Origin of the sequence: Emticicia sp. TH156 (assembly GCF_002855535.1) — a bacterium.
Classification (GTDB): domain Bacteria; phylum Bacteroidota; class Bacteroidia; order Cytophagales; family Spirosomataceae; genus Emticicia; species Emticicia fluvialis.
Genome location: NZ_PKRS01000015.1, coordinates 42,438 through 68,292 on the forward strand (window position 1 = coordinate 42,438; position 25,855 = coordinate 68,292).

A 25,855-nucleotide genomic window follows, 5' to 3' on the forward strand; every position below is an offset into this window, starting at 1 on the left:
TATATTCCTAAATTCATGAAACAATTTTTGTTCATTATATATTTAACCTGCGGCACACTAAACTTGGGATATACCCAGACGATAAGTCAATACCAGACGGACATATCGAAGCTACGATTATTATTAAAGAAAACGCCATCTTATAAAGACCAGATCAGGGGTGTCAGGCTAGAGGAGTACAATACAATGTATGAAAACTTAATGGATGATACATTAAATTTATCACCTTATAAGTATTTCAATAATCTAGCTAAATTAATGATTCCCATACAGGATAGTCATTTAGGGTTGGTTCAATTACCTGAAATTAAAAATAATAATGATTCTGCCGCATTTCAAAGCCATTCGAATTGGCAGAAATTCGAAAAATTTCCTCAATACTCCGTAAATATTGACTCGCTTAAAACTGCATTATTAAAAAAAACAGATGATTCAGTAGAGGGTATTTACTATTATGATAATTACTATTCGGTAGGGGTGTTAAGGGTTTCTCAAACAGAATACATTGGGATTGTTATTGAGACTAAAAAAGAGGTAAATCATTGGAAAACAGGGCAGATAGCAATGCATTTATATGAGTATAAAACCAATTATTTTAAAGCTGTTTATGCGCATCCTGTTTATAAAAATTTTATGCTGTATAACAATGAGAGATACGCAAATCATAGTCTGATTAACTCTCATTTTTATCAATCATTCTCCGAAACAGTTTATCGCAAGGTACAGCCATTCATTAATTATTACGCATTACCCAAAGAATCACCCATGTTTCAGTTAAAGAGTTTAAGTGATTCGGTGCAATACTTACTCATCAGAAATTTCTCGGCAAATCAGGCAAAAGTGAAAAAATCAAATGCTTTTTGTGATAGCATTCAGCATAAGTTAAATACACCATCATTGATTCTAGACTTACGAAACAACGAGGGCGGTGCTGCTAAAGTATCAAGTAAATTTAGGAGATTGTTAAAAAAATATGCAGCTGCTAATAAAGTTTATGTTTTGGTAAATAATGCAACGGTTAGTCAGGGCGAGATATTTACATTGCAATTAAAATCATTGAAAAATGTAAGAATTTTAGGGCAGACAACTAAAGGTATGATTACCTATGGCTCAAATTACGGACGCTGGGAAATACTACCCGGTAAGCAATTTGCGGCATACCTTACTGATATGAGAGGAGTGGGTAAAGGATTACTGCCTTACGAAAATATTGGTATAAAGCCCGATATTGAATTAAATAATGATTCTGATTGGATAGGGCAAACACTGATTATTATAAAAAAAGACCTATAAGGCTGTCTTATTGCTATACCTATTAGTATTTTATAAGAATTTTGTTTTCAAACCATCAATTAATCGCGTTTTTTGTATTTCTTTGCAACACTATACCCGTAATACTTTTTGTATGCTACAATCAATGACTGGTTTTGGTGCTGCCACTCTCGAAAACACCAAAATATCTGTAACTGTCGAAATTAAATCTCTCAACTCAAAATTTTTTGATATCTATTGCCGGATTCCCAGAGGTTATTCAGAACGTGAGGTAGAAATCAGAAATACTCTTACCCAGGAACTGGAACGTGGTAAGGTTGAGTTTATGATGGCTATTACCCAGAAAGATGAATCAACCGTTTCAACAGCAGTTAACAGGGCTCTGGTGAAAGCCTACTTTAAAGACCTTCGCGAAACTTCGCTCGAACTTGGTTTTGAGCCAAGCCCTACTGAACTTCTGAGAATGGCCACCATGATGCCTAATGCTTTTAACACAGATGCACTGAGTGAGTCTGATGCTGCACAGGAGTGGGATCTTATTAAAAGTGTTATTACACTGGCCATCGGTAAATGCAAGGATTTTAGGATTCAGGAAGGTAAAAATACTGAACTGAAATTCAGGGAGTATATTGATAACATAGGAGCATTACTTGTACAGATTGAAGAGCAGGCTCCCAAACGCATACCATTGGTTAGAGAACGGATAGAAAAAGCTGTTTCGGAGTGGTCTCAAAATGAAAATTTTGACAAAAACAGGTTTGAGCAGGAGTTGATTTATTACGTTGAAAAGTTTGATATTTCAGAAGAAAAAGTACGTTTGAAAAATCACCTTGAATACTTTATTAAAGAGCTGAAAACGGCTTCGAACGGTAAGCGTCTTAATTTTATTGCACAGGAGATTGGCCGTGAGGTAAACACCATTGGTTCAAAAGCTAACGACTCGGTTATTCAACGGCTGGTAGTGCAAATGAAAGACGAACTGGAAAAGATAAAAGAACAAACCATGAATATTGTGTAAGATTATCCGTATTTTTGCACAGAATGTTTCAAAACAATCTACTAAAGACTTTATTTTATTACCAATAACTCTAAATTTTTATTTTTGAATTATGAGCCAAATTGTTAGAGTACACGCCAGACAAATTCTTGATTCAAGAGGAAACCCTACCGTAGAAGTAGATATCCTAACCGATAACGGTTATTTGGGCCGTGCCGCTGTACCTTCAGGCGCCTCTACAGGTGTACATGAAGCAGTTGAACTAAGAGATGATGATCCTAAAACTTACGTGGGTAAAGGTGTTTTAAAGGCTGTTGCCAACGTAAATAATACAATAGCACCTGAAATTTTGGGCGCCAATGTTTTTGAGCAGGGTTTGATTGACAAAATCATGATTGAGCTTGACGGCACACCAAACAAAGGAAATCTGGGAGCTAACGCTATTCTTGGTGTTTCTTTGGCGGTTGCAAAAGCAGCTGCTTATGAAGCAGGCTTGTCTTTGTTCCGCTACCTGGGTGGTGTTAATGCTAATACATTGCCAGTGCCAATGATGAACATCCTGAACGGTGGTTCACATGCCGATAACTCGATTGATTTTCAGGAGTTTATGGTTATGCCAGCCAAGGCTGACTCGTTCTCGCAAGCGTTGAGAATGGGAACCGAAATTTTCCATAATCTTAAAAAAGTATTGAAATCGAAAGGATACTCTACAAACGTGGGCGATGAAGGTGGTTTTGCACCAAACATCAAATCGAATGAAGAGGCTATCGAAATCGTATTGCAATCCATTGAAAAAGCCGGCTTCAAACCGGGTGAAGATGTTTTCATTGCTATGGACGCAGCCGCATCTGAGTTCTACAATGCAGAAACCGGTCTTTATACTTTCAAAAAATCTGATGGCAAACAGCTTAATTCTGATGAAATGGCTGCTTACTGGCAAACATGGGTTGACAAATACCCGATTGTTTCCATTGAAGATGGTATGGCCGAAGACGACTGGGCTGGTTGGGCAGAACAAACCAGACTTATCGGCGGTAAATGCCAGTTGGTAGGAGACGACCTTTTTGTTACTAACGTAAACCGCTTGCAGGAAGGTATAGACAAAGGTATTGCCAATGCTATTCTTGTGAAAGTGAATCAGATTGGCTCTTTGACAGAAACTATCAATGCCGTTAACCTGGCGCATAGAAACAAGTATAAGAGCATCATGTCGCACCGCTCTGGCGAAACTGAAGATGCAACTATTGCAGACCTTGCAGTTGCATTGAACACAGGCCAGATAAAAACCGGTTCGGCTTCACGTTCAGACCGTATGGCTAAATACAACCAGTTGCTTCGTATTGAAGAAGAATTGGGCGAGTTGGCTTACTTCCCGGGCTTGAAATTCTGATAAAGAATATTAAATCTTTAAAAGGCGCTGCGCATAAAATTGTTGCAGTGCCTTTTTGTTTTTTATGTCATTATTTCTATTTTTGATAGATAAACGTGCAATTAATATTCCTGATTGATTGAAATGGCTCAGCTTCGGGCTGCTTTCTTATAAAATTTTATATAGCCAATGAAAATTTATGTGCCGGCTTTTCTTCATAAATACCGTTTTTATGTACTTACCGCAACGGGATTACTTATATGGGTTGCTTTTTTTGATGGCAGTAATCTGATATCTCAATTCAGGCTCTGGCAAAAATACCACGAACTTGAAAATCAAAAGGAATATTATGTAGAAGCCCTAAAAAAAGTGAAGGAAGAAGAAAAAGAAGTAATGGGTAACGCTGATGCAATGGAGAAATTTGCCCGCGAAAAATACCTGATGAAAAAAACAGACGAAACCGTTTTTGTAATTGTAGATGAAAACGACCAGTCAATTGAAAAAAAAGAAGAAGAGTAAAAAATAAAGGGCCTTCTGTATTCACTAAAGGCCCTTTGCTTTTTATCTGATTTCTACTCTTGCTGTTTTTTGCCCTGAGGCATTTCTGATAGCAACCTGTTGAGCAAGTGCCTCAGCAGCAGATTTGAACGCTTCATTGGTAATGGGTTCGTCATCCATCATAATTGGTCTTCCTTCATCGCCGCCTTCTCTGATACTCTGCACTATCGGAATCTGGCCAAGTAAGGGTACATTATATTTCTCGGCTATGGTTTTTCCACCATCTTTTCCAAATAGATAATATTTATTGTCTGGTAGCTCGGAGGGTGTAAAATAGGCCATATTCTCTACAATACCCAGAATCGGAACATTTATCTGAGGCTGACGAAACATGGATATACCCTTGTTTACATCGGCCAGTGCTACTTTTTGCGGTGTAGTAACCACCACAGCTCCGGTTAAAGGCACTGTTTGCACCAGTGTTAAGTGAATATCACCTGTTCCAGGCGGCAGGTCAATAAGAATATAATCCAGTTCACCCCAGTCTACATCACCAAAAAACTGACGCAAAGCCTGGCTGGCCATTGGTCCACGCCACACAACGGCACTATCTGGGGGTGTCAGAAAACCGATAGATATCATCTTTATGCCGTACTGCATAATGGGCGAAATCATATTTTTGCCGTTTTTCTGCGAAATCAACGGCTGCATGTTTTCAGCGCCAAACATCAGCGGAATAGATGGCCCTGAAATATCAGCATCAATAATACCAACCCTGGCTCCGGATTTTTTCAGCGCCATTGCCAGATTAACCGTAACCGTTGATTTACCCACACCGCCTTTACCCGACGATATGGCTATTATGTTTTTTACACCATCAAGTAGTGGGGCATTGTTCCTGATTGAGGTAACATCCGCCGTCATGTTAATATTTACTTCTATGCCATTGCCAAAATGACTATGAATGGCATCTGTACAGTTTTTTTTGATTAACTCTTTAAGCGGGCAGGCAGGTGTAGTTAAAACAACTGTAAAAGTTACCTGATTAACACCTACGGTTATATCTCGTATCATGTTAAGGGTTACCAGGTCTTTCTTTAAATCCGGCTCCTCAACTGTACTCAGGGCTTGAAGTATTTTTTCTTTAGTGATAGTAAATTCTCCCATGCAATGGTATATAGTTCGTAAATACTCTTGTCGTACTTGTAAATGCAACAAGTATAACTACTTTTTAGTTTACTGCTTGGCCATTTATTGAGCCATTTTAAAAGCAGGTAAAACCGCTTTTAAGGTTGAAATTCTCAATTTCAACGCTGCAAAGTTCACAAAAAAAGCGCTGCAAATCAACTGTCAGAAAAGATATTACAAACAGTCGGGCAACGCTTCTTAATTATAATGATAATTCTTTAATTGCTGCTTACTTTCTTTTTCAACCGCCCGGACAAATACTTTCAAACCTGTAGATAGAGCAGGAATTATAACCGGGGTAATCAGCATTCAAAAGCAGAATGATTCGTGCAGAACATTAATAGTGTGGATGTTTCAAACAGAGATTACTTATCAGGCAGCTACTAGTTGAGACAAAACTTTTTCTCTTTCACTTGATACATCAAATTTATCACTAAAGCCATCTATTTTTTTTAATAAATCAGCCAGAAACTTCTGGTGCGCCGGAGTGTCAGTCTGAATCGGCCTGTGATTAAGAGACATTTTCAACTTATGCCATTCCTGCAAAAAATTGTTGAGGTCATCTGTAAAATAAGTCTCAGAAAACTTCTCGAATATATATTTTTCAGCCTGTTCATTCGGGTGAATCATATCTGCTTTATAAAACCTGTAGTCGCGCAGGTCATCCATCATGATTTCATAACTCGGAAAATAATGAACATCATTAAACTCTTCTTCAATATCATAGCAGGCGGTTCTAAGAATACTTTTGCTTACCGAATTTAGCTGAAGTGTTTCACGGGTGTGCCTGACCGGACTTACCGTAAGCAGAATTTTAATTTTATTATTATACATTTTCAGGGTTTCGTACATGGCCCTGAAACGCAGAATAATATCTTTCATATTCAGCATTTCTTTTTTAAAGTTTGCGGCAGGTGCTTTGTGGCAATTGGCAACTATTGCGCCGTTTTCTTTTAACTGATGTACAATGGCTGTACCAAAAGTAATAATAAGCAGATTAGCCTTTTTTAGAAATTGTTGCGATTTGCTGTTTGTTTCATATAAAAGCTCTTCTAGTTCTTCTCTTGATGAACCAAAAAATCTGGAATGGTAATCATAATGCTGCCAGATACCGGCGTTTTCAACCATTAAATGCTTAAAAATTGGTTTGCTTTGAAGGCTATTGCTGATTAATTTAAAGATAGACAAAGGGTTGAAAACAGTGCCGTAAGGATTGCACAGGCATTGAATTTTATTTTCCGAGAGCTGACTTCCAATGACATCAGAAAAGCATGAGCCAACAGTCATTATTCTGGAGTCTGTGCCGATACGGAAGCTGGACGGGTTAACTTCTATTTCAGTACGAAAATCCATTTCTTTGGTTTTTAAAATGTTTTTTGGTATTATTGATAAGTTGCTGATAATCAATAATTTGCGAATTTAAACTTTTCAACTGACACTCACAAACTTTTTGTTGAAAATTGATTAAACGTAATGGCTGAACTGCGGTTTTCAGCATTAGATTTTTGCACTAAACGAAAGTTATCATCCAGGTATTTAGGCCCAGCCAGTACGCATATATTGCTTAAACAACCGGTATATTTACGCACTAATTGTATATAAAACGGGCACTTCTTTAAATAATAGCGAGCCAGGAAGTAAAATATTGTATTAAAATCTCTGTTTTAACTAAAATGGCTATTCAAGCAAACCTGAATAGCCATTTTTTACAGTATATTATTAATCAGAACTTTACTTTGTATGTCAGTAAAAGAGTTAGGTTGTTAGTAGTAGCTTTATCGAATTCGTGCGAAATAAATCCACCGGCACCGAGCGCATTCTTTTTGTTTATTTTGTAATTAACTTCTGCCTTGTAACGCAGTTCATCAAATTTCTCACCCATGCGGTAAAATAAATCGGCCGATATAGCCGGAGTAAATTTTGTTTTATTGGGGTAGGCAACTTCCAGCTTATTTCTTAGATAGCTTTTGTCGTTTTCAAAGTTGCCATTATCGTCTTTAAACTGATTTTGGTATCTTAATCGGTAGTCAAATTTCAGAAAACCAATCTTTCGGTCATAGTTCAGGTTGGCATAAAACCTATGGTAAGGCTTGTAAACCCACTCCTGGTCTCCTTTATCATATTTTCGCCGGTTTATAAATCTGTAATATCCGCTTACCTCCAGGTGCTTATTAAACTTATAAGTAATGCCCAGTTCGCCAATGTATGCGCCGGCTGTTCTAAGGTTATTGGTTAGCCGCCATTGGGCATCAGCCTCAAGCGATATCCTTTTTGTTATTGACTTACTCAGGCTTAGTCCTGTCCATAGGTTGGTGGTTTTGTCCTGAGCCAGACCTAAAACGGGCAACATTAAAGCTGCCAAAAAGATTATTTTTTTCATAAGGTGGTTTTCATATTGGCAATCAATAATAATAAATGGTTATACTGGCTGAATCTTTTAGAAAGTCAAATTCAATAATCTCAACCCGGTGGACATCCAATCCTGTACGGTTTTTTAAGTCTTCAAGCAGTTCATGCTTATGGTCGGGTGTAACCAACCGGATATTCTCATAGCTTACCTGTTTAGAGTACTCTTTTTTTATCAGCCACCCGTTTTCAAGCAGAAAGGTTACCAATAATATAAGAGCGGCAAAAATAAGCAGCAAAGGCGAGTTGTTCTGGCTGATAGCAGCTATAAGGCCAATGGATATTACCAGAAACAGGTAGGTCATGTCTTTGGCCGAAATACCCTCTGTTCGGTATCTTAGCATAGAAAAAACTGCAAATAAACCAAATGCTGCGCCCATAGACATCTCTACTTTGTTGAGCAGATAAGTAATGAGAAAGATAATAAGATTAAAAGCAAAAAAAGTAAGAAGCAGGTCTGTTTTTTTGTAATTGGGTAAATAAATGAATTTTATGAGAATAAAAACAACAAACAAATTTATGCACAGCCTTGCCAATAGTGTGAGTGTGGCATTATCCGGCCATTCAAGCCTGAGCGTATTGATTAATTCCTGAAGCAATGTCATATTGGTTATTTAATTTATGGATTCTTAAAAGATGAGGTTTAAATTGATTGCACGGTATGTTGTCAAAAGTGCTGATAACGGCCAGGCAGTACTTACTGATAGATCCCTGCCTTATTTGATATTTTTTCATAATGTCTATAAACGCTGAACCCGTGGCCTTGTTTTGTTTTACCTCGGCAATGGCAATTTTATCAAATGCTTTATGCCTGTCACCGGCCCGGAAACTGAGATCCAGGTCAATTGTTAATCGCTCCTGCGATTTTCTGCTTACCAGCGTTATTCGGGTATAATCAACCCACACCATACCCTTAAATGCTGTGGCCATCAGCGGGGTTGAATGTTTAAGAAAGTTTGCCGATGTTTGGTCAATTTCAGCACCAATGGTTTCTTGCCTGATACGTGTCTTTATGGTTCTGCCTTTGTTGTTACGCAATTTTATTTCAAAAAATTTCAGGTTTGAATCCACATAATTTCGCGACCTGATTTTGTATCTGTTTGCCCTGTTTTTAAGATGCGTATTATACAACTGCAAATCAGGCGTATCATAATATAGTGTTTCATAATGGCACAATCTCTTGTTTTCCACTTCCAGAATCCGGTAATGACTTTGAGCATCTGCTAAAATGTTCGGTAAAGCCTGTAAGGGTATTATGTACTTTACATCTACGCGGTCCATCAGTTTTACGTTATCCATTTCCACAAGCGTTATCGGCTCAAAGGTACTGGTCAGGCGTTCTACTTTCTGTAAGATGAAGTCCCGGCTTATAGATTCGCGTTTGTGTATGGGTAGCATTGAAGTCAGAATGGTTTTAAGTTCTTTAAATTGCTATTCAGAAGGTGGTATGCCCTTGCGGGCATACACACCCTGGCGGCCGGGTTATTTAATGTAAGCATTAACTGCCTCCGTTCTGCTGGCTACATGCTGTTTTAACTGGCTGACGGCAGCAGTAAACGCCGAGGCATTTGCCAGAAAAGTATATTTTGTCTGCTCGGGCTCAGCGCCAATTACATAAGGTGCAATAAGGTTATAATGCTTGTCTATAATGGTGTTCATTTGCGTGCTGGTAAAGTAGGTAGAAGCAAATTCTTTTACATAACTTTTGTATTTAGCCAGGTACACGGGGTCATCGGCCAGATAGCGGATAAGCGGCCAGTTATTGGCTACCTCTGTCATTTCTAATGATACCGCTCTACCATTTGCGCCGCCACCTTGCTGATTGCCGGCGCTGGTGGTCATAGATAAGTTAAAGTCCCACGGAATCCAGGTTACTTTTCCTGTACTGCCAGGTGTATACAGGTAATAATTGTGGGCCATTGCACCGTAGGCGTCCCAGTTCACAATTGTATTATTTATAGCCAGATACTTAAGAAAATGGTCTACATTAAAACTTTTTTCAAGATTAGTCCTCCATTGGGCGGGGCTTGTGGTGCGATTAGTGCTGTTCAATGCGCTTATTACATTTTTTACGTCTGTATAATCGGCTGCTTCCTCGTTATTTTTCTTTTCAAAACTGCCCTCAGTAAATGATTGAAATGTAGACTCCGGCTTATATATATTCCCATTTTCTTCGCCAAACTGGTTGGCAACCATAGTGTCATCAACTACCTCAATCATGGTATATACTCCGCAATATTTCAGACCTTCGCCAAAGTTGATATAAACCTTGCAAAAGGATGATCGGGCTGCCGGAATACCAGCGGACCTGAATAGGTCTGAGACCAATTTATCGCGCATTAATGAGCTGTCGTTATGCCCGGGTGCCATTGAAAGCTCTTTGAAACCATAAAAACGCTGGTTCTTTATTTCGGGGTAGTCGTCCTCAAACTCGTCAAATTGCAATTTGAACGGTAATTTGTATATACCCTGTGACCACGCCTGCGACAAACTGCTATTGCCTTTAAGCCTGAACCCAACCTTATACCATTCTTTTCCGTTATGTTTCAGCGCAACCGGAACGTAAATGGGGTCACCGGGTATTATATCAAGCCCGCCTCCGCCATTACCACCTGGCGGTGCATTGCCTCCGCCGGGCATCTGGCCTCCGCCTGGTTGGCCGGTGCCGCCTGTACCAAAGTCTTTTCCTGCCTTAGCAACCATGTCTGTGCGTATGGCTGCCCAGTTCTCGGCAGTTAATGTAATTTCAATAGAGTTAATTTTGTCTTCCGGAAACACTACCTCATAGTTTGGGCTTACTTTGTTACCATGCGTTTCGGCTGTCCAGTCAAGCAGTCCGGCCTTACTTGGATCAATGTCATCGGCTGATGTTTTGCAGGAAACAGTTGCCCAGAGCAAAAAGCCCATGAGCAACCGTGTTGTTTGCTTCTTCATATTGGTGGTTCAATAATCTTTGTCTTTCAGTGTCATAGACGCAGCGTGCATAGAATTGGAGACATTGTGTATAAAAGTGAAGCAAATGTGTAGACTGTATTAAAATATTGTTAAATTTTTTGCACTTGTAGCTATCATAAAAGAAATAAACTTTTAGTCTTATACTGTTGTTTAGGAGCCACCATCCACCTGTATTAATTAAGTTTCTCTACCAAAAGATAATATTTTTAAGTGTATGTTCAATCAGTTGCTGGTTAAATTATCTACACAATCAGGTAGAATTTATACAAAGTCAACCCTGTTCTCATTAAATTAAATCTTTTGTGAGTAGTTTTTGGTTTGAATTTCAATACCCACAATTAAAATCAATGAATTTTCTTAAACGCTACTCCGTCTGGCTGCATATTATAGGTTGGATTATCTTCATTATTATGCCTTTTCTAACTGCGCCCAGCGGTAACTTCGGTTTCTGGAAACAACCATATTTCAGGTCTTTTGCTTTATCGCAGCTGGTTAGCGATTGTATGCTGATAGCCGTATTCTATGTGAATCTGCACTTTTTAACACCCAATCTGATTATCCGTAAAAACATACTGGCATTTGTTTTTGTGCTGGCCACTATATTTATTCTGATGCTGCTCCTGAATAAATTTACATTTGATACTTTCAGAAGACCTGATTTAGCCAGAATGTATCCAAAAGACTTTACCAGGTTCAGAAGAGATTTTCCGCCACCGTTTCCATCTTTTATACCTTTTCCTTTGTTGTTCAGAACCGTGGCTTCTTTTTCGTTGGTTATTCTGGCCAGCTCATTGCTGGCGCTGATTAAAGAAAGGGGTATTCAGAAAGAAGAAAAACAGCAAATTGCACTTGAAAAAACAGCGGCCGAACTGGCTGTGTTAAAGTTGCAGATAAGTCCGCATTTTTTGTTCAACACACTTAATAATATCCGATGGCTGGCCAGGCAGAAATCAGATTCAACTGAAGATGCCGTTGTTAAACTTTCTCAATTGCTTAGATACATGATATATCAGGCCAAGCAAGATAAAGTACCTCTGGAGCAAGAAATCGAGCATCTGAAGAATTACATTGAATTGCAAAAAATGCGGCTCTCTGAGCAAAATTCTGTCAGTTTTAATTTTAGTGGCGATATCAGCCGCTGGAGCATTGAGCCGTTACTCTTTATTCCGTTTGTTGAGAACGCCTTTAAGTATGGGCTGCACAGCCAGCATGAAAGCCGGATAGAAATTAATCTTTCAACGGATAGCAATAGCCTGAGGTTTTTCGTGAAAAATCCAATATTTACCAATAACTTCCCGGAAAGGGCGGAGGATTCGGGAATCGGGATTCAGAATGTTGAAAAGCGGCTGATGCTGCATTATCCTGACCGACATGAATTGAACATCAGAAATATAGGAGGCTTTTTCAGTGTTGAACTAACCATTAATTTACTGGCATGAGTACCTACCCATCGCGCGACAAAATCAGGTGCATAGCCATTGATGATGAGCCTTTTGCACTGGAAATTATAGCTGATGACATCAGAAAGATTCCATTTCTCGATTTAAAGGCCGTATTTAGCAACGCGCTTGATGCAGCAGCATATCTGGACGAAAATACAATTGACCTTATTTTTCTGGATATTCAGATGCCTACGCTTACAGGAACACAGTTTTTAAGAAAACTGGCCGTGCCCCCCCTGGTAATATTTACTACTGCCTATGAGCAATATGCACTGGAAGGATACGACCTTAATATTACAGATTATCTGTTGAAGCCCATACCTTTTGAGCGTTTTCTGAAAGCAGCCAACAGGGCTTTCGAACTTTTTATGCTGAGAGCAAAAGGTGCCGATTCTTTACCGCCGGAAAACCGACAGTTTTTCTTTATACATTCAGAATACAAACAGATTAAACTCTTTTATGACGACGTGCTTTATATTGAAGGTCTGAAGGATTACGTCAAAATATATGTCAGAGATACACCTAAGCCATATTTAACGCGTTTGAATCTGAAAACCATAGAAAGTAAGCTGGCCGACAACCGCTTTTGCCGTGTGCATCAGTCGTTCATTGTGGCATTAGATAAAATTACTTCATTTCAGAAAACCCAGGTGTTAATTAACCGGCAGGAAATACCTATCGGCCGTACATTTCTGGAAGTTTTTAAGTCAAAATATAAAGAAATTTAGACGCTGTTTTCTGCTTTATTTCATACATCTACACATAACTGTTAATTCTCTACACTTGCAAACAGGCCGGCATCCCCGCCAGCAGCAGGCTCGTCATTGACTGTGAACAAATCCTATGCCTGTATGACAAATAAACATTTCCGCATTCTTTTTCTTTTTATTCTGATTGGCCTGATGGGGGAAGGCTACGCCCAAAAGGCAATGAAACCAACGCCCGGTAACCCTCTTATAAAAGACGAGTTTTTCAATAACATACCGCTTGTAAATGTGCTTGCCGTTATGGAAAAAAAGTATCAGTTAAAAATAGACTATGACAAAGAAGAACTGAAACCTTACACAATTACCTACTGGTTTACCAACGAAACCTTTCTTGATGGCCTCAAAGCAGTTTTTAAGAAGGTGCCGCTTAAGTTTTTTCTGGACGAAAACGAAGTTATACACATAGCAGGTAAGAATAAAAAGATAGAAACCATTGTAGACAGAAAATTTGACGGGCAACCCACCAGGGCTGATTTTACGCTCACGGGTAGAATTGTTGATGCTACCAGTGGAGAAAACCTGCCATTTGCCACAGTGGCTATTAAAGGCGCTAAGGCTGGCAGCCAGACAAATGTCGACGGGCACTTTACATTGCTAAAGGTGCCGTCAGACACAGTAACGCTTGAGGTAAGCTATGTAGGTTTTGTTACCAGATTATTTCATCTGAACCCAAAATTGAATCTGGAGGACTTAAAAATTGAAATTGAACCTGCCATTGGCACCCTTGAAGAGGTTACTGTAATGGAGAAAAAAACGGAGGTACTAAAAGCAAATGAAATTGTAGGGATGATAAAAATGACACCCCGTAACATTGCCCGGCTACCCAATGTGGGCGAAAGAGACCCTTTCAGGGCATTTCAGCTAATGCCAGGTGTAAGTGCTTCAAACGAGTCTTCATCAGGCCTGTATGTACGAGGTGGCACCCCCGACCAGACTCTGGTTTTATACGATGGCTTTACTGTATATCATGTCGACCATCTTTTTGGATTTTTCTCAGCTTTTAACTACAATGCCATAAAAGACATTCAACTTTACAAAGGTGGCTTCGATGCCCGTTTCGGTGGGCGCATCTCAGCAGTGGCCGAAATTACAGGGAAAGAAGGAAACAAAAAGGAATTTAATGCCGGAGTCGACGTAAGCCTGTTGAGTACAAACGCCTATATTGAAACCCCGCTTGGAGAAAAGTTTACATTTTTGGTTGCTGGCCGCCGGTCGTGGAAAGGCCCATTATATAAAAAGCTTTTTGAACGTTTTACCTCAGAAAACAGCAATCAGAATCAACCAGCTACCGGTTTGCCTGGCGGAAGCGGCAGAAACCCCTTCGGTTCTTTTGGTCAGCAACAGGTAGCCAGTTCGTATTTTTATGATTTAAACTCTAAACTTACTTACCGCCCAACCAAAAACGATATTGTGTCGCTGAGCCTTTATAACGGAACCGATAATATGGATAACTCAAGCAGTTCAAGCCTGACAGGTTTTGGCAGGCCGGGTGGCGGCTTTGGCGGCGGCCGCGGCTTTAATACAGCCACCAATGATGTTTCAAACTGGGGTAATCTGGGTGGAAGCCTGAAATGGTCGCGGCAATGGGGTGACAAGTTTTACAGCAATGCTTTAATAAGTTATTCTAATTATTACAGTAACCGCGATAACAGCCGCCTGATGACCATAACCAGAGACAGCGTAGACCGCGATGTACGTATAGGCCAGATAGAAGACAACAATTTGTCTGACATAACAGCCAAAATGGATTTTGAATGGAAACTTCTTCCTAATAACCAATTGGATTTTGGATGGCAGGCTACCCGCAATAACATTAAATATACATACAGCCAGAATGACACCATTAAGGTGCTAGACAGAAACGATACAGGCAGTACTTACACCGTTTATGTGCAAGACCAGATAAAGATTTTTGGTTCGCGCTTGCATATCAATCCGGGTATTAGAATGACCTATTTTGATGTAACGCAAAAAAACTATTTTGAGCCCAGACTCTCAGCTAATTTTAACGTAACCCAAAAACTAAAACTTAAAGGAGCAGCCGGTATTTATTACCAGTTTGTGAAGCAGATTAACCGCGAGGATATTTCACAGGGTAACCGGAATTTCTGGGTGTTGTCTAATTCTTCAACACTTCCGGTTACCCGCTCCAAACATTTAATTCTGGGCGGAAGCTATGAAACGTCAGACTATCTCATTGATGTAGAGTTCTATCAGAAAAAAAGTACAGACGTTACAGAATATACCCTCAGGTTTGTGCCGCAGCTTAATCGTATGCTGGCTGCCAGTGAAACATTCTTTAACGGCGACGAAACCATTAATGGTGTAGATGTACTGATTCAGAAGAAATTTGGTGATTTTAATGGCTGGATTGGCTATACCCTGGCCGAAGCAAAGCGCAAAATATCGGCTTTCTCAGATAAACCGTACTATTCAGATCAGGATGTACGCCATCAGTTCAAGATAGTGGGTTCTTATAAATACAAAAAGTGGGATTTTGCCGCAACCTGGATTTACTCTACCGGCAGGCCATATACCTCTATACTCGGGGCATATCAGGTTACTCTTCTTGATGGCACCGTCAGAAACTTTACAAATCCGTCTGATAAAAACGCCAACCGGTTTCCCGCGTATCACCGCATGGATGTGTCGGCCACTTACAATTTTAGCCCGAGGTTTAACGTAGGGTTCTCGGTTTTCAATCTGTATAACCGAACCAATGTCTGGTATAAGCGATTCCAGGTTATTACTGACGACGACCTGACTATACTTCAGACTACCAACGTAAATTATCTGGGTTTTACGCCTAATGTAACTATAACCTGGAAACTTAAATGAGAAACACAAAGATGAAAAAGATATACCAATTAATAGTGTTTACAACGCTGCTTACCACCGTAGTAAGTTGCACCGACACCAATACTGTAGTAAACCTCGGCGAAAAACCAATTGTAGAGGCCTATTTGGCACCGGGGCATCGGGTAAGCATGAAAGTATATACCGAGATTCCGTATGCCGAGACCTCTGAGGGTGTCTCGGAGCCTATTAATGGCTTAAGCATCAAAATTACAGGTAGTAACGGGAAAGTCTTCATTCTTAAATCTGAAGGCAATGGGGTGTACACCTCAGCAGACAATGAATTAATTCAAGAACCACCCGTTAAGTATAAAATGGAGTTTGATTACAAGGGCAGAACAATAAGTGCAGAAACAGACATACCCGAAAAACCGGTTGGAATGGCCATTAGTACAAATGAAATTTCGAGAAGTCAGGTGAATTTGTCCAGTGGAGGCTTCCCAGGTGGTGGTGGAGGTGGATTTGGTGGTTTTGACAACACGCCCATAGAGTTATCTTGGAGCAACCCCGATAACGTATATCATTTTATTGCACTGGAAAACACCGAAACCGAGCCTGTCCAAATAATTATTCCGCCGTCTGGGTCAGAATTTCCGACTATCCGTTTTAGAATTTCAAATGAACCAGTCCTGGGCACCCATAGCAATATTCAGCCCCAGAGCCTCGAGTATTTCGGCAATTATGATGTAATACTTTATCGTATCAATCCAGATTATTCGGCATTGTACCAATCAAGCGGAACAACCACTCAGAACCTGAGCACACCGCCTTCAAGTATCACCAACGGGCTGGGTATATTTACCGGTATAAATGCCGACACCCTTAAGTTATTAGTAAAGAAGAATTAAAATGGTTACAGGTTAGATAGTCTATGAAAGGGTTGGCATTGGTTTTGCCAGCCCTTTATTTTATGTTATTGTTAAGCAATTACTATTTTGGGTTGGTTTGTTGCCTTTTCTGAAAATCTATTATTTACTTTGCGCTGTCAGATATACAATTTCTGAAACATTCAATTTTCAACAAAACCAACACCATTAACTATGAGACTCAGTTGTTTAGTTCTTTTTTTTGGTATGCTTGCCACATCAACAAGCTATTCGCAAAAAAACACCCCGCTTGTGATAGCCACTTATAATCTGCGATATAATACACCAAACGATGGCCTTAATGCCTGGCCTAACAGAAAAGAGTTTGTTAAAGCGCTTATCGGTTTTCATGAATTTGATATTTTCGGAACACAGGAAGGTTTAAGAGGACAACTGGATGATATTGCCGAAATGAAGGATTTTGCCTTTATCGGCAAAGGCCGCGATGACGGTGATAAAGCAGGAGAACACTCGGCAATTTTCTATAAAAAATCAAGATTCAAAGTGTTGAAATCTGGTGATTTCTGGTTGAGTGAAACACCTGATAAACCCGGAAAAGGCTGGGATGCCACCTGCTGCAACAGAATATGCTCATGGGCCAAGTTTAAGGATTTAACCACCCGGAAAAGCTTTTATTTCTTTAGTGTACACTTTGACCACCAGGGGGTTGAGGCGCGCAGGCAGTCAGGCAAACTAATGGTTAAAAAAATTAAGGAAATTGCCGCTGACGCACCAGCTATTTGTACAGGCGACTTTAATTCAACCCCGGAAACGGAACAAATTAAAGAAATGCAAACCCTTTTGAACGACGCCCATAATGTAACTATTATGCCTCCGTACGGCCCTGAAGGTACATTTAATGCATTTAAGTTTGATGCCCCAATGAATAGCAGAATTGACTACATTTTTGTAGATAAAAAAATTAAGGTGTTGAAATACGGTGTACTTACCGATGCCAAAGAACAACGGTATCCGTCAGACCACCAACCTGTAATTATAAAAGCACTTATTGACTGAAAAATCAATATCGGCAGAAAAGGAGGTCATTCCCGGTAAAGGTGGATGACCTCTTTTTGTAATTCCGCGATTATTTTTTCCTGCAATCGGTAGTTTTGTGATGCCTGAAAATAAAAAAATACTGATTCTTTTGATGTCTTTGGATAATTACCAGATATTTGCCGCATGCTAATGACTAACCACCCATTATTCTCAATTTTTATGAAGCGCATTGCTGTGTTACTACTGCTTTCTACTTTATCCCACTTAGTTTTTTCGCAGAACCAAGTGCCCAATGTTAAATTTGGGGTTTACAGTTTGCCTGAACTGGAAATGAAAACCTATGCAAAGGACTCAACAGCCGAGGCTGTTGTACTTTATGATTTTGCCGACTATTCCTATACATTTCAGGACAATATACCGGTAGTGGCTTATAATTTTCATAAGCGCATAAAGATTCTAAAGAAGTCGGGGCTTGAAAGAGGCACAATGACAATTCCTTTCCGATTCGAATCATCATTGGAAAGACAGGAGCTGGTGCGGAATATTAAAGGCATGACCTACAACCTTGAGAACGGAACAGTTCAAATTACAGAACTGACCAGTAAGTCAATCTTTGAGGAAAAAACATCCAACAATACCCGTGAAATGAAAATCATATTCCCACAGGTAAAGGAGGGCTCGGTTATAGACCTCAGCTATTCCATTGAATCTCCTTTATGGTATTTTTTACGTAACTGGTCATTTCAGCAAGACATACCGGTGGCATGGAGTGGTATTAAAGCTACAATACCGGGTTATTTTGACTTCAAACTTACCTACTTTGGTTATCATCCTTTTGCCATTAAAGAAGTAAAAGAGGGTAAGTCAGTCTTTATTACACGAGTTACGCCTTTAGGTGAAGAAATAAAAGACCCTTATCTGGCATATCATTTTGCCATGAAAGACTTGCCTGCCTTAAGACCTGACGATTTCATGACTACCGTAGAAGACTACAGGAGTTCAATAGATTTTGAGCTTGCCCGTACGGTTTTCCCGACTACCGGAGAGCGCATTTATTCTGTAACCTATAAAGACCTTACAAAAACACTTCTGGAAGAAAGTAATTATGGCGTAGCAATTAGGAAATTTGGTAAAACTGCCAAAAAAATTGCCGCCGAAATATTAGCAAAAGCAGCTTCAAAAGATTCAATGGCAATTATTGGAGCGGCTTATGACTTTGTTAGAAACACCGTTAATTGGAATGGCGAAAACCGCATTGTTGTTACATCAAAACTAGACCAGATATATGAAAAAAAGCAGGGCACATCAACAGAAATAAATCTTATTCTGGTTGCTGTGTTGAATGAGCTGGGCTTTGACAGCAATCCTGTATTATTAAGCACCAGGGCTCATGGTAAAGTGCTTACTGAAATTGCGCTTATAGACCGTTTTAATTACAGCGTAGCTCATATTATGGTTAATGGCAAAGATTTTTTGCTTGATGCCAGCGACAGATACGTTAAAATGAATATGCTGCCTAAACGATGCCTGAACGAACGTGGCTGGCTTGTTTCAAAAAATCCAAAATGGGTTTCACTGGCACCTAACGGACGAAAGCAAAGTACCATTGAATTAGTATTTGATATAGCTGAAGACCAGCAGTTGAAAGGTTACTTTACTGAAACTTTTTATGGATATGGAAGTAGTGAAAGGAAAGCCGAGATTGATGAGGAAGGCAGTGAGAAATACATAGAAAAACTAAAAGCTCAATTTACACAGTTTGAGAATCCTTCCTTTTCATTAAAGGAAAGTGAAAGTGGAGACGCCAGATTACATTGCAAAACCACCATTAACGAGGCCTATTCTATTGCCGGTGACAGGATATTCATGCAGCCACTTTTATGGAAAGCCCAAAGTAAAAACCCGTTTATGCAGTCAGAAAGACGGTATCCAGTTGATTTTGGATACGGTATTCAGGAGACAATTATGGCAAGATATACTATTCCTCAGAATTACACTGTAGAAAGCCTGCCCACTTATATGAATATCTATCTGCCTAACAATAAGGGGAAATATCTTTTTATGATAAAGGCCGAAAACGGAGTAATTGAATTAACAAGCCAGTTGTTGATTGCAAAATCAGTTTTTTCTTCGGATGAATACTTTGAGCTGAAAGAGTTATTTACTAAAATGATGGCTAAACAGGGCGAGCAGATTGTATTAAAGAAGAAGTAAATCCGGTAGGTTTTCATGGCTCTTTATTACATTTTGTTTCATTTTTTATTACCGCAAACTTTTATGAAGAAATTACTACTACTGCTGGTAACTAGCTGTGCAAATCTGGTTTATGCGCAAAAAAATACAGAACCCGTAGTGAAATTCGGCGAGATAAGCAGAGCCGAAGTTGAAATGAAGGTGTACCCGGCAGACTCAACTGCCGACGCCGTTTTTTTATATGACCACGGCACAACCACTTTTGATTTGCGCAATAACATGATTCAAACCAGATTTACCTACCATGGAAGGATAAAAATTCTTAAAAAATCTGCATTGGATTTAGGAACCATCGCCAAGCAAATCTACAAAGATGGCGCTGATAAAAGCGAGTATATTAACGATATTAAAGGTTATACATATAATCTTGAAAACGGTGAAATTAAAAGAGACAAGCTTACCAAAGAATCTATTTTCTCTGAAAAGCCGGTTGGTAATGTACAGGATGTAAAAATAGTTATGCCTAATGTTAAGGTGGGGTCAGTAATTGAGTATTCGTTCAATATAGAAACACCTTTTTCTATATCCAATAACCCTAAGCCCTGGTCTTTTCAGGGACTCTATCCTGCATTGTGGAGCATTTATGAAATAACTATTCCTTCGTTTTTTCATTACCGCATCCTGATGTCTGGCTATTTAGACCTTACGGATAATCAGACAAAATCGGTGAATGTATCATTCGGGACACAGACGGAAAATGGTTTGTTTCAAAGGTTTATTATGAAAGACGTACCTGCTTTCAGGAACGAGGCTTTTATTACCACATCAAGCGACTATGTAACGAAGATGGATTTTGAACTGGCATCTGTCAATTGGCCCGGGTACCTAATAAAAGATTTTTCTTTAGACTACCCTTCGCTTAACAATACAATGCTTGGGGCCTCTATATTGGGGGGGCAGTTAAAACATACTGGTTTTTTATCTGGGGTAGCCAAAGATATTTCAAAAACCTATGCTGATTCATCAAGCCGGATAAAAGCTGCCTGCGAATATATTCAGAAAAATATTAAGTGGAACAGGATGGAAGGTCTGTATTCAAACAGTATCAGGAAAGTACTTGATTCACGGACGGGTGACGCCGGCGACATAAATCTGTTACTGATTGCATTACTGAGAGAACTCGGGTTTGATGCCAATCCTGTTATTTTAAGTACCAGAAGCCATGGCAAAATTCATGAGCAGTTTGCATTGCGCAAAAGATTTAATTATGTAGTTGCACATATTGAGCGTAATGGTAAAGATTTGTTACTGGATGCCACTGATGAATACCAGAAACCAGGGATGCTGCCGGTTCAGTGCCTGAATGGCAAGGGTTGGTTGGTGCATCCAGAAAAGCCACGGTTTGTTTCATTGGCACCATCCGATAAAGAACTTAAATTTAAAAAGGCGGATCTTTCGTTGAGTGAAGACGGCGAATTGCAGGGTCTAATTACGAGGTCTTACGGAGGGTATGGCGATTTAACAGCTAAAAAAGATTTTAACAGACTGGGCGCTGACAGTTATCTGGATGAAGTAAAAAAGAAGCAGGAGTCGTGGATAATTGAAAAAGCTGATTTTGCCAATACAACCGCAGTCAATGAATCTTTTGAGGCAAAATATCAGGTAACGCTAAATAATTATGCTACCAAGGCGGGTAAAATGCTTCATTTCAAGCCGATGCTGTCGGAAGGGTTTGAAGAAAACCCGTTGAAAACCAAAGACCGGGTTTATCCTATTGACATGGCTTACCCGAAAGAAGAAATATTTATTGGTAATTTTGAAATACCGGAAGGTTATTCAGTTGCCGAATTACCCAAAAATACGGTAATAAGCCTGCCCGGAAACGGAGGCAGGTTTATGTATTCAGTTGCAGTAAACGGAAAAAGCATGATGGTTTCCAGCCGTGTGCAATTTCTGAAACCAGTATATTATGCAGAAGAATACCCGATTCTGCAAGAGTTCTATGACAAAATAGTTGCCAAGCATAATGAGCTAATAACACTCAAGAAAAATTAGTAAGTAATGAAATACCTGATTATATTTTTAATAAGTTTTCAAGCAATTGCGCAAGAGTTTTCTGCCGCATTCATACCGGCAGAGCTAAAAGAAAAAGCGCATGCGGTAGTGCGTAATCATGAAACTGAGTTCTATGTAAAAAATCCCGGAGAAGGTGTTACAAAAGTAAAAGGCACCATTACGATTCTGGACGAAAAAGGTAATGGACATGCCAGCATTGTTATGTACTTTAACAAGTTTACGAAGATAAACAGTATTGAGGCAAGTATATACGACGCCTACGGCAAAACAGTAAAGAAGCTAAAGAAGAGCGATTTTGATAGCTTTAACACTGCATCCGGGCAAAACTCTATTGAAGACAGCTACGTTAAAGTGGCTTCACTTACCCATACCTCATTTCCGTATACCATTGATTATTCTTATCAGATTACAGAGAAGAATATGATGTTTTACCCTGCCTGGGATGCGGTAGTTGACAACGCAGAGTTTACTTCAGTGGTTAAATCATCGTTCAGGGTTTCAATGCCAAAGGAGTTAGCGTTAAGATACAAAGAACAGAATATGCCTGAAAAAGTATCTATTACCCAGGAAGATAACCGCACGATTTATAGTTGGAGTGTGAATAACCTGCAGCCAATAGAACGAGAAACCAATAGCCCCGGATACGCCGAAATAATGCCCAGGGTTTATACCGGCCCGACACAATTTGAAGTAGATGATTATAAAGGCAGTATTAAATCATGGAGCGACATCGCGAGGTTTTATGGTGAGCTTAATGTAGGTAGAGATAAGCTACCTGCTGATTTTACGGCTAAGTTAATGCTCTATGTAAAAGATGAACAGGATGTAACCAATAAAATTAAGAAAGTGTATGAATACCTGCAGGCAAATACAAGGTATGTTAGCATACAATTAGGTATTGGTGGCTGGCAGTCTATGAAAGCCACTGATGTGGCCACCAAAGGCTATGGCGATTGTAAGGCATTAACTAATTTTACAAAAGGTATGCTGAAAGAACTCGGCATTAACTCTTATGAGGCACTGGTGCTTGCCGGTGAAAAGAAAGCCGATATTCAGACCGATTTTCCGTCTTTTCAGTTCAATCATGTTATTTTATGTGTACCCATGCCTAAGGATACACTCTGGCTTGAATGTACAAGCCAGAATAACCCGTTTGGCTATCTGGGTAGCTTTACCGGCGACAGGCACGTGCTACTGCTTGCCGAAAACGGCGGCAAGCTGGTAAAAACACCAACTTATAAACCGTCTGATAACCAGCTTTTAAGAACTGCCTTTGTAAATATCAATGAAAACGGCGAAGCTGATGCCGACATAAAAACCGAGTATACCGGTTTACAACATGAGATTTTTGCTGAGGTTGCCAATTCATTAAACACCAACGACCAGAAAAAGTGGTTGTATAAGAACCTGAGTTTGCCAAGTGTAGAAATTGTCAGTTTCTCGTTAAAAGAGAAAAAAGATAAACTACCTTCTGTGGAGGAAAAACTGAACCTGCACCTGAGAAACATAGCCAACAAAAGTGGCACACGTACATTTATTACTGCAAATATGTTTAATCAGCAAGGAGGGGTACCTCTGGTTTCGGCAAGCAGAAAAACTGAACTTCAACTCAATAACAACTATCAGGATATAGATAAAATATCTTTTAAAGTACCTAAAGGGTATGCGGTAGAATATTTACCTGAACCCGTAAAAATTGACACCCGCTTTGGTACCTATATTTCGGAGGCCCGCTTAAAAGGCGATACAATTTACTATGAACGAGACCTGAGCATCATTAAAGGCCGCCATGCCCCGGCAGTATATAATGAATGGGTCAATTTCAGAAAAAAGATTGTAAAGGCCGATAAAAATCAGATTGTGTTAATAATGAAACCGTGAGGTTACAGGTGCTTTAGGCTAAACTATTCATCTGCTGGTTGTAGAACATAAATGGCGTCCAGGTTTCTGCCCTGGCCGTCATAATCAAGCCCGAAGCCCACCACAAATTTGTTTTCAATCTCAAAGCCTGTATAATCTACCTTTAAAGGTACTTTCAAGGCATCTGGTTTCAGCAGTAAGGACATTATTTTTAACGAGGCCGGCTTAAGGGCTGCCAATTGCGCCAGCACTTCATGCATAGTGAGGCCGGTGTCAACAATATCTTCCACAATTATTACGTGTCTGTATTTTACGTCTTCTGTAAGTCCCAGGATCTGTTTTACCTGCCCGGTCGATTCAGTTTTCTGATAGGAGGCCACCCGTATGAACGTAATTTCGCAATCAATTTCAATAGACTTGAACAAGTCGCTCACAAACATAAAAGAACCATTCAAAACACCAATCAACAATGGATTCTTTCCTTCATAATCTTTGTTTATCTGATGTGCCAGGGCTTTGATTCTGGTCTGGAGTGTCTCAGATTCTATAAACGGAACAAAGTTTTTGTCTTTTATATGTTTCATATTATTTAGCGACAGAAGGCCGGAGGTGTATTTTGGCCACAATTTAGTAATTTTGGGTCAGAAAATTAATTTTAAGAAAATTTTAAGTTTTGCAATTTTATTTTTGTTCCTTTCGTTAATCTGGAAAATCTGAATAAAATGAGAGTAAAATATAGCTGGTTGATTCTTTTACTTGTATCGCAGGCTGCTGTGGCGCAGTTTTCTTGGTTTGGTGGCACTACCAAAAAGAAGCAACATGAAATATTATTGGCCAACAGAGCTATACAAATTGAGGCAACCGAGGCCATAAATAATATGTATAATTTTAATTATGATGCAGCCGAGCGTGATTTCAAGTGGTTGACGGTAAAATATCCCGAACACCCCATTGGGTATTTTCTGATTGGCCTGAATGAATGGTGGAAGATACTGCCCGATAGTAAGAATGAGAAATATGACGACGCCTGTTTTTATTACATGGATAAAGCCATTGATCTGGCCGATGACATGCTGGATGATGACAGTGAAGACAAAGAAGCCGCATTCTTTATGTCGGCGGCATATGCTGTAAAGGGGCGCTTGCATTCGGAACGTGAAAACTGGATAAAGGCCGCCTGGGCCAGCAAACAAGCCATGAAATACCTTGAAAAATGCCGGGGCTTTGGCGATTTCAGCCCCGAACTGGCCATAGGCGATGGCTTGTATAATTACTATTCAAAGTGGATTCCAGAGAATTATCCATCTTTAAAACCTATGCTGATTTTCTTCCGTAAGGGTGTAAAGACTGATGGTATTAAACAATTGGAGTATGTAGCACAAAATGCTTTTTATACCCGTATGGAAGCCAAGTATTTTCTGATGCAGATATATTCTATGGAAAACCAGCACCTAAAAGCCTACTACCTGGCGCAGCAGTTGCATCAGATGTACCCTAATAACTCCTTTTTTCATAGGTATGCTGCACGTACGGCCTTTGTTATGGGTAAGTCGGCAGAGGCTGAGCAACTGGCTGAAGAGCTGCTGCATAATGTTAATTCGGGCAAGACGGGTTATGAAGCCACTGCTGGCAGATATGCCGCGTATATACTGGGCTACATAAACATGAATTACAAAAATGATATACCCAAAGCCAAGGAGTATTACCTGAAAACAATAGAATATGCCGAACAAGCCAAAGCCAAAGAATCGGGATATTTTCTGGCAGCCAATATGGCATTAGCTAAGGTTTCAGTAACCGAAAAAGATTTTCAGAAGGCCATTCAATATTATACCATTGTGATGAATAATGCCGAAAAGAAATCTGACAATTATAAAGAAGCCAAAAAACAGATTGATGATTTGAAGAAACAAATGAGGGCAGCTAAAAAGAAGTAATCTTTGGCGAAAAAGTTTTTCAGATAAAAAAAGAGCCTTTTCCGGTAGGAGAAGGCTCTTTCGTATAGAAAGCCGTTATTTAGGCCATCCTTGATAATTGCATCAAAAAGATGAGATGCTTAGGAAATCCAGTCTGTAAAAGATTGGATTTTCTATTTTCAGGTATCGTAGTCT

The 25,855-nt window shown here is 39.6% G+C and carries 20 protein-coding genes; 13 read left to right on the top strand and 7 right to left on the bottom strand.

What is annotated here, in order from left to right; translation table 11 throughout:
* Positions 1–201: 201 nt before the first annotated feature.
* The 4 genes from C0V77_RS21615 to C0V77_RS21630 all read left to right on the top strand — a co-directional run bounded on the left by C0V77_RS21615 (position 202) and on the right by C0V77_RS21630 (position 4,157).
* Positions 202–1,293, top strand: coding sequence for a S41 family peptidase (locus C0V77_RS21615; protein ID WP_158237987.1), 1,092 nt, complete (start codon positions 202–204; stop codon positions 1,291–1,293).
* A 112-nt stretch (positions 1,294–1,405) separates the two neighbouring features.
* A complete protein-coding gene (locus tag C0V77_RS21620; RefSeq protein WP_101728480.1) occupies positions 1,406–2,290 on the top strand; it encodes a YicC/YloC family endoribonuclease in 885 nt (294 codons plus the stop codon).
* 91 nt (positions 2,291–2,381) lie between these two features.
* A complete protein-coding gene (gene eno, locus C0V77_RS21625) occupies positions 2,382–3,659 on the top strand; it encodes a phosphopyruvate hydratase (protein WP_101728481.1) in 1,278 nt (425 codons plus the stop codon).
* 168 nt (positions 3,660–3,827) lie between these two features.
* On the top strand, positions 3,828–4,157 hold the full coding sequence (locus C0V77_RS21630) for a septum formation initiator (RefSeq protein ID WP_101728482.1): 330 nt from the start codon (positions 3,828–3,830) through the stop codon (positions 4,155–4,157).
* A gap of 42 nt (positions 4,158–4,199) precedes the next feature.
* Here C0V77_RS21630 and C0V77_RS21635 read toward each other — a convergent pair whose 3' ends face one another.
* The 6 genes from C0V77_RS21635 to C0V77_RS21660 form a co-directional block, all read right to left on the bottom strand.
* Positions 4,200–5,303: an Mrp/NBP35 family ATP-binding protein gene (locus C0V77_RS21635; protein ID WP_101728483.1), complete on the bottom strand. Its 1,104-nt coding sequence runs from the start codon at positions 5,301–5,303 to the stop codon at positions 4,200–4,202.
* A gap of 393 nt (positions 5,304–5,696) precedes the next feature.
* Positions 5,697–6,677 (bottom strand): GSCFA domain-containing protein, encoded by a 981-nt coding sequence (locus C0V77_RS21640; protein ID WP_143706156.1) that lies wholly within the window; start codon positions 6,675–6,677, stop codon positions 5,697–5,699.
* Positions 6,678–7,047: 370 nt separating this feature from the next.
* Entirely contained in the window at positions 7,048–7,704 is a 657-nt protein-coding gene (locus C0V77_RS21645) for a DUF2490 domain-containing protein (RefSeq protein ID WP_101728485.1), read from the bottom strand.
* A gap of 22 nt (positions 7,705–7,726) precedes the next feature.
* Positions 7,727–8,335 carry a DUF4956 domain-containing protein gene (locus tag C0V77_RS21650; protein WP_101728486.1) on the bottom strand — a complete coding sequence of 203 codons (609 nt, stop codon included), beginning with the start codon at positions 8,333–8,335 and terminating at the stop codon, positions 7,727–7,729.
* Positions 8,295–9,128, bottom strand: a complete 834-nt coding sequence (locus tag C0V77_RS21655) for a polyphosphate polymerase domain-containing protein (RefSeq protein WP_101728487.1) — start codon at positions 9,126–9,128, stop codon at positions 8,295–8,297. Before C0V77_RS21655 ends, C0V77_RS21650 begins: the two co-directional genes overlap by 41 nt.
* An 84-nt stretch (positions 9,129–9,212) precedes the next feature.
* A complete protein-coding gene (locus C0V77_RS21660; protein WP_101728488.1) occupies positions 9,213–10,664 on the bottom strand; it encodes a CotH kinase family protein in 1,452 nt (483 codons plus the stop codon).
* A gap of 368 nt (positions 10,665–11,032) precedes the next feature.
* Here C0V77_RS21660 and C0V77_RS21665 point away from each other — a divergent pair, with 368 nt between their 5' ends.
* From C0V77_RS21665 to C0V77_RS21700, 8 genes are all read left to right on the top strand, one after another.
* Complete coding sequence (locus C0V77_RS21665; protein WP_101728489.1) at positions 11,033–12,124, top strand: sensor histidine kinase; 1,092 nt, start codon at positions 11,033–11,035, stop codon at positions 12,122–12,124.
* Positions 12,121–12,855 carry a LytTR family DNA-binding domain-containing protein gene (locus C0V77_RS21670; protein WP_101728490.1) on the top strand — a complete coding sequence of 245 codons (735 nt, stop codon included), beginning with the start codon at positions 12,121–12,123 and terminating at the stop codon, positions 12,853–12,855. The genes C0V77_RS21665 and C0V77_RS21670 overlap by 4 nt, the downstream gene beginning before the upstream one ends.
* A gap of 123 nt (positions 12,856–12,978) precedes the next feature.
* Positions 12,979–15,732: a TonB-dependent receptor domain-containing protein gene (locus C0V77_RS21675; protein ID WP_101728491.1), complete on the top strand. Its 2,754-nt coding sequence runs from the start codon at positions 12,979–12,981 to the stop codon at positions 15,730–15,732.
* 11 nt (positions 15,733–15,743) lie between these two features.
* A complete protein-coding gene (locus C0V77_RS21680; protein ID WP_158237988.1) occupies positions 15,744–16,598 on the top strand; it encodes a DUF4249 family protein in 855 nt (284 codons plus the stop codon).
* 192 nt (positions 16,599–16,790) lie between these two features.
* Positions 16,791–17,633, top strand: coding sequence for an endonuclease/exonuclease/phosphatase family protein (locus C0V77_RS21685; RefSeq protein ID WP_101728493.1), 843 nt, complete (start codon positions 16,791–16,793; stop codon positions 17,631–17,633).
* A gap of 312 nt (positions 17,634–17,945) precedes the next feature.
* The gene (locus C0V77_RS21690) at positions 17,946–19,829 is read left to right on the top strand and encodes a DUF3857 domain-containing protein (RefSeq protein WP_158237989.1); all 1,884 of its coding nucleotides are present in this window, start codon (positions 17,946–17,948) and stop codon (positions 19,827–19,829) included.
* A gap of 63 nt (positions 19,830–19,892) precedes the next feature.
* A complete protein-coding gene (locus tag C0V77_RS21695; RefSeq protein ID WP_158237990.1) occupies positions 19,893–21,863 on the top strand; it encodes a transglutaminase domain-containing protein in 1,971 nt (656 codons plus the stop codon).
* Between the two features lie 6 nt (positions 21,864–21,869).
* Entirely contained in the window at positions 21,870–23,765 is a 1,896-nt protein-coding gene (locus tag C0V77_RS21700) for a DUF3857 domain-containing protein (RefSeq protein ID WP_101728496.1), read from the top strand.
* A gap of 23 nt (positions 23,766–23,788) precedes the next feature.
* On the opposite strand, the gene hpt is transcribed toward C0V77_RS21700, so the two are convergent.
* Complete coding sequence (gene hpt, locus C0V77_RS21705; protein ID WP_101728497.1) at positions 23,789–24,328, bottom strand: hypoxanthine phosphoribosyltransferase; 540 nt, start codon at positions 24,326–24,328, stop codon at positions 23,789–23,791.
* Between the two features lie 138 nt (positions 24,329–24,466).
* On the opposite strand from hpt, the gene C0V77_RS21710 reads away from it, so the two are divergent.
* The gene (locus tag C0V77_RS21710; protein WP_216824460.1) at positions 24,467–25,681 is read left to right on the top strand and encodes a lipopolysaccharide assembly protein LapB; all 1,215 of its coding nucleotides are present in this window, start codon (positions 24,467–24,469) and stop codon (positions 25,679–25,681) included.
* The last annotated feature ends 174 nt before the right edge of the window (positions 25,682–25,855 follow it).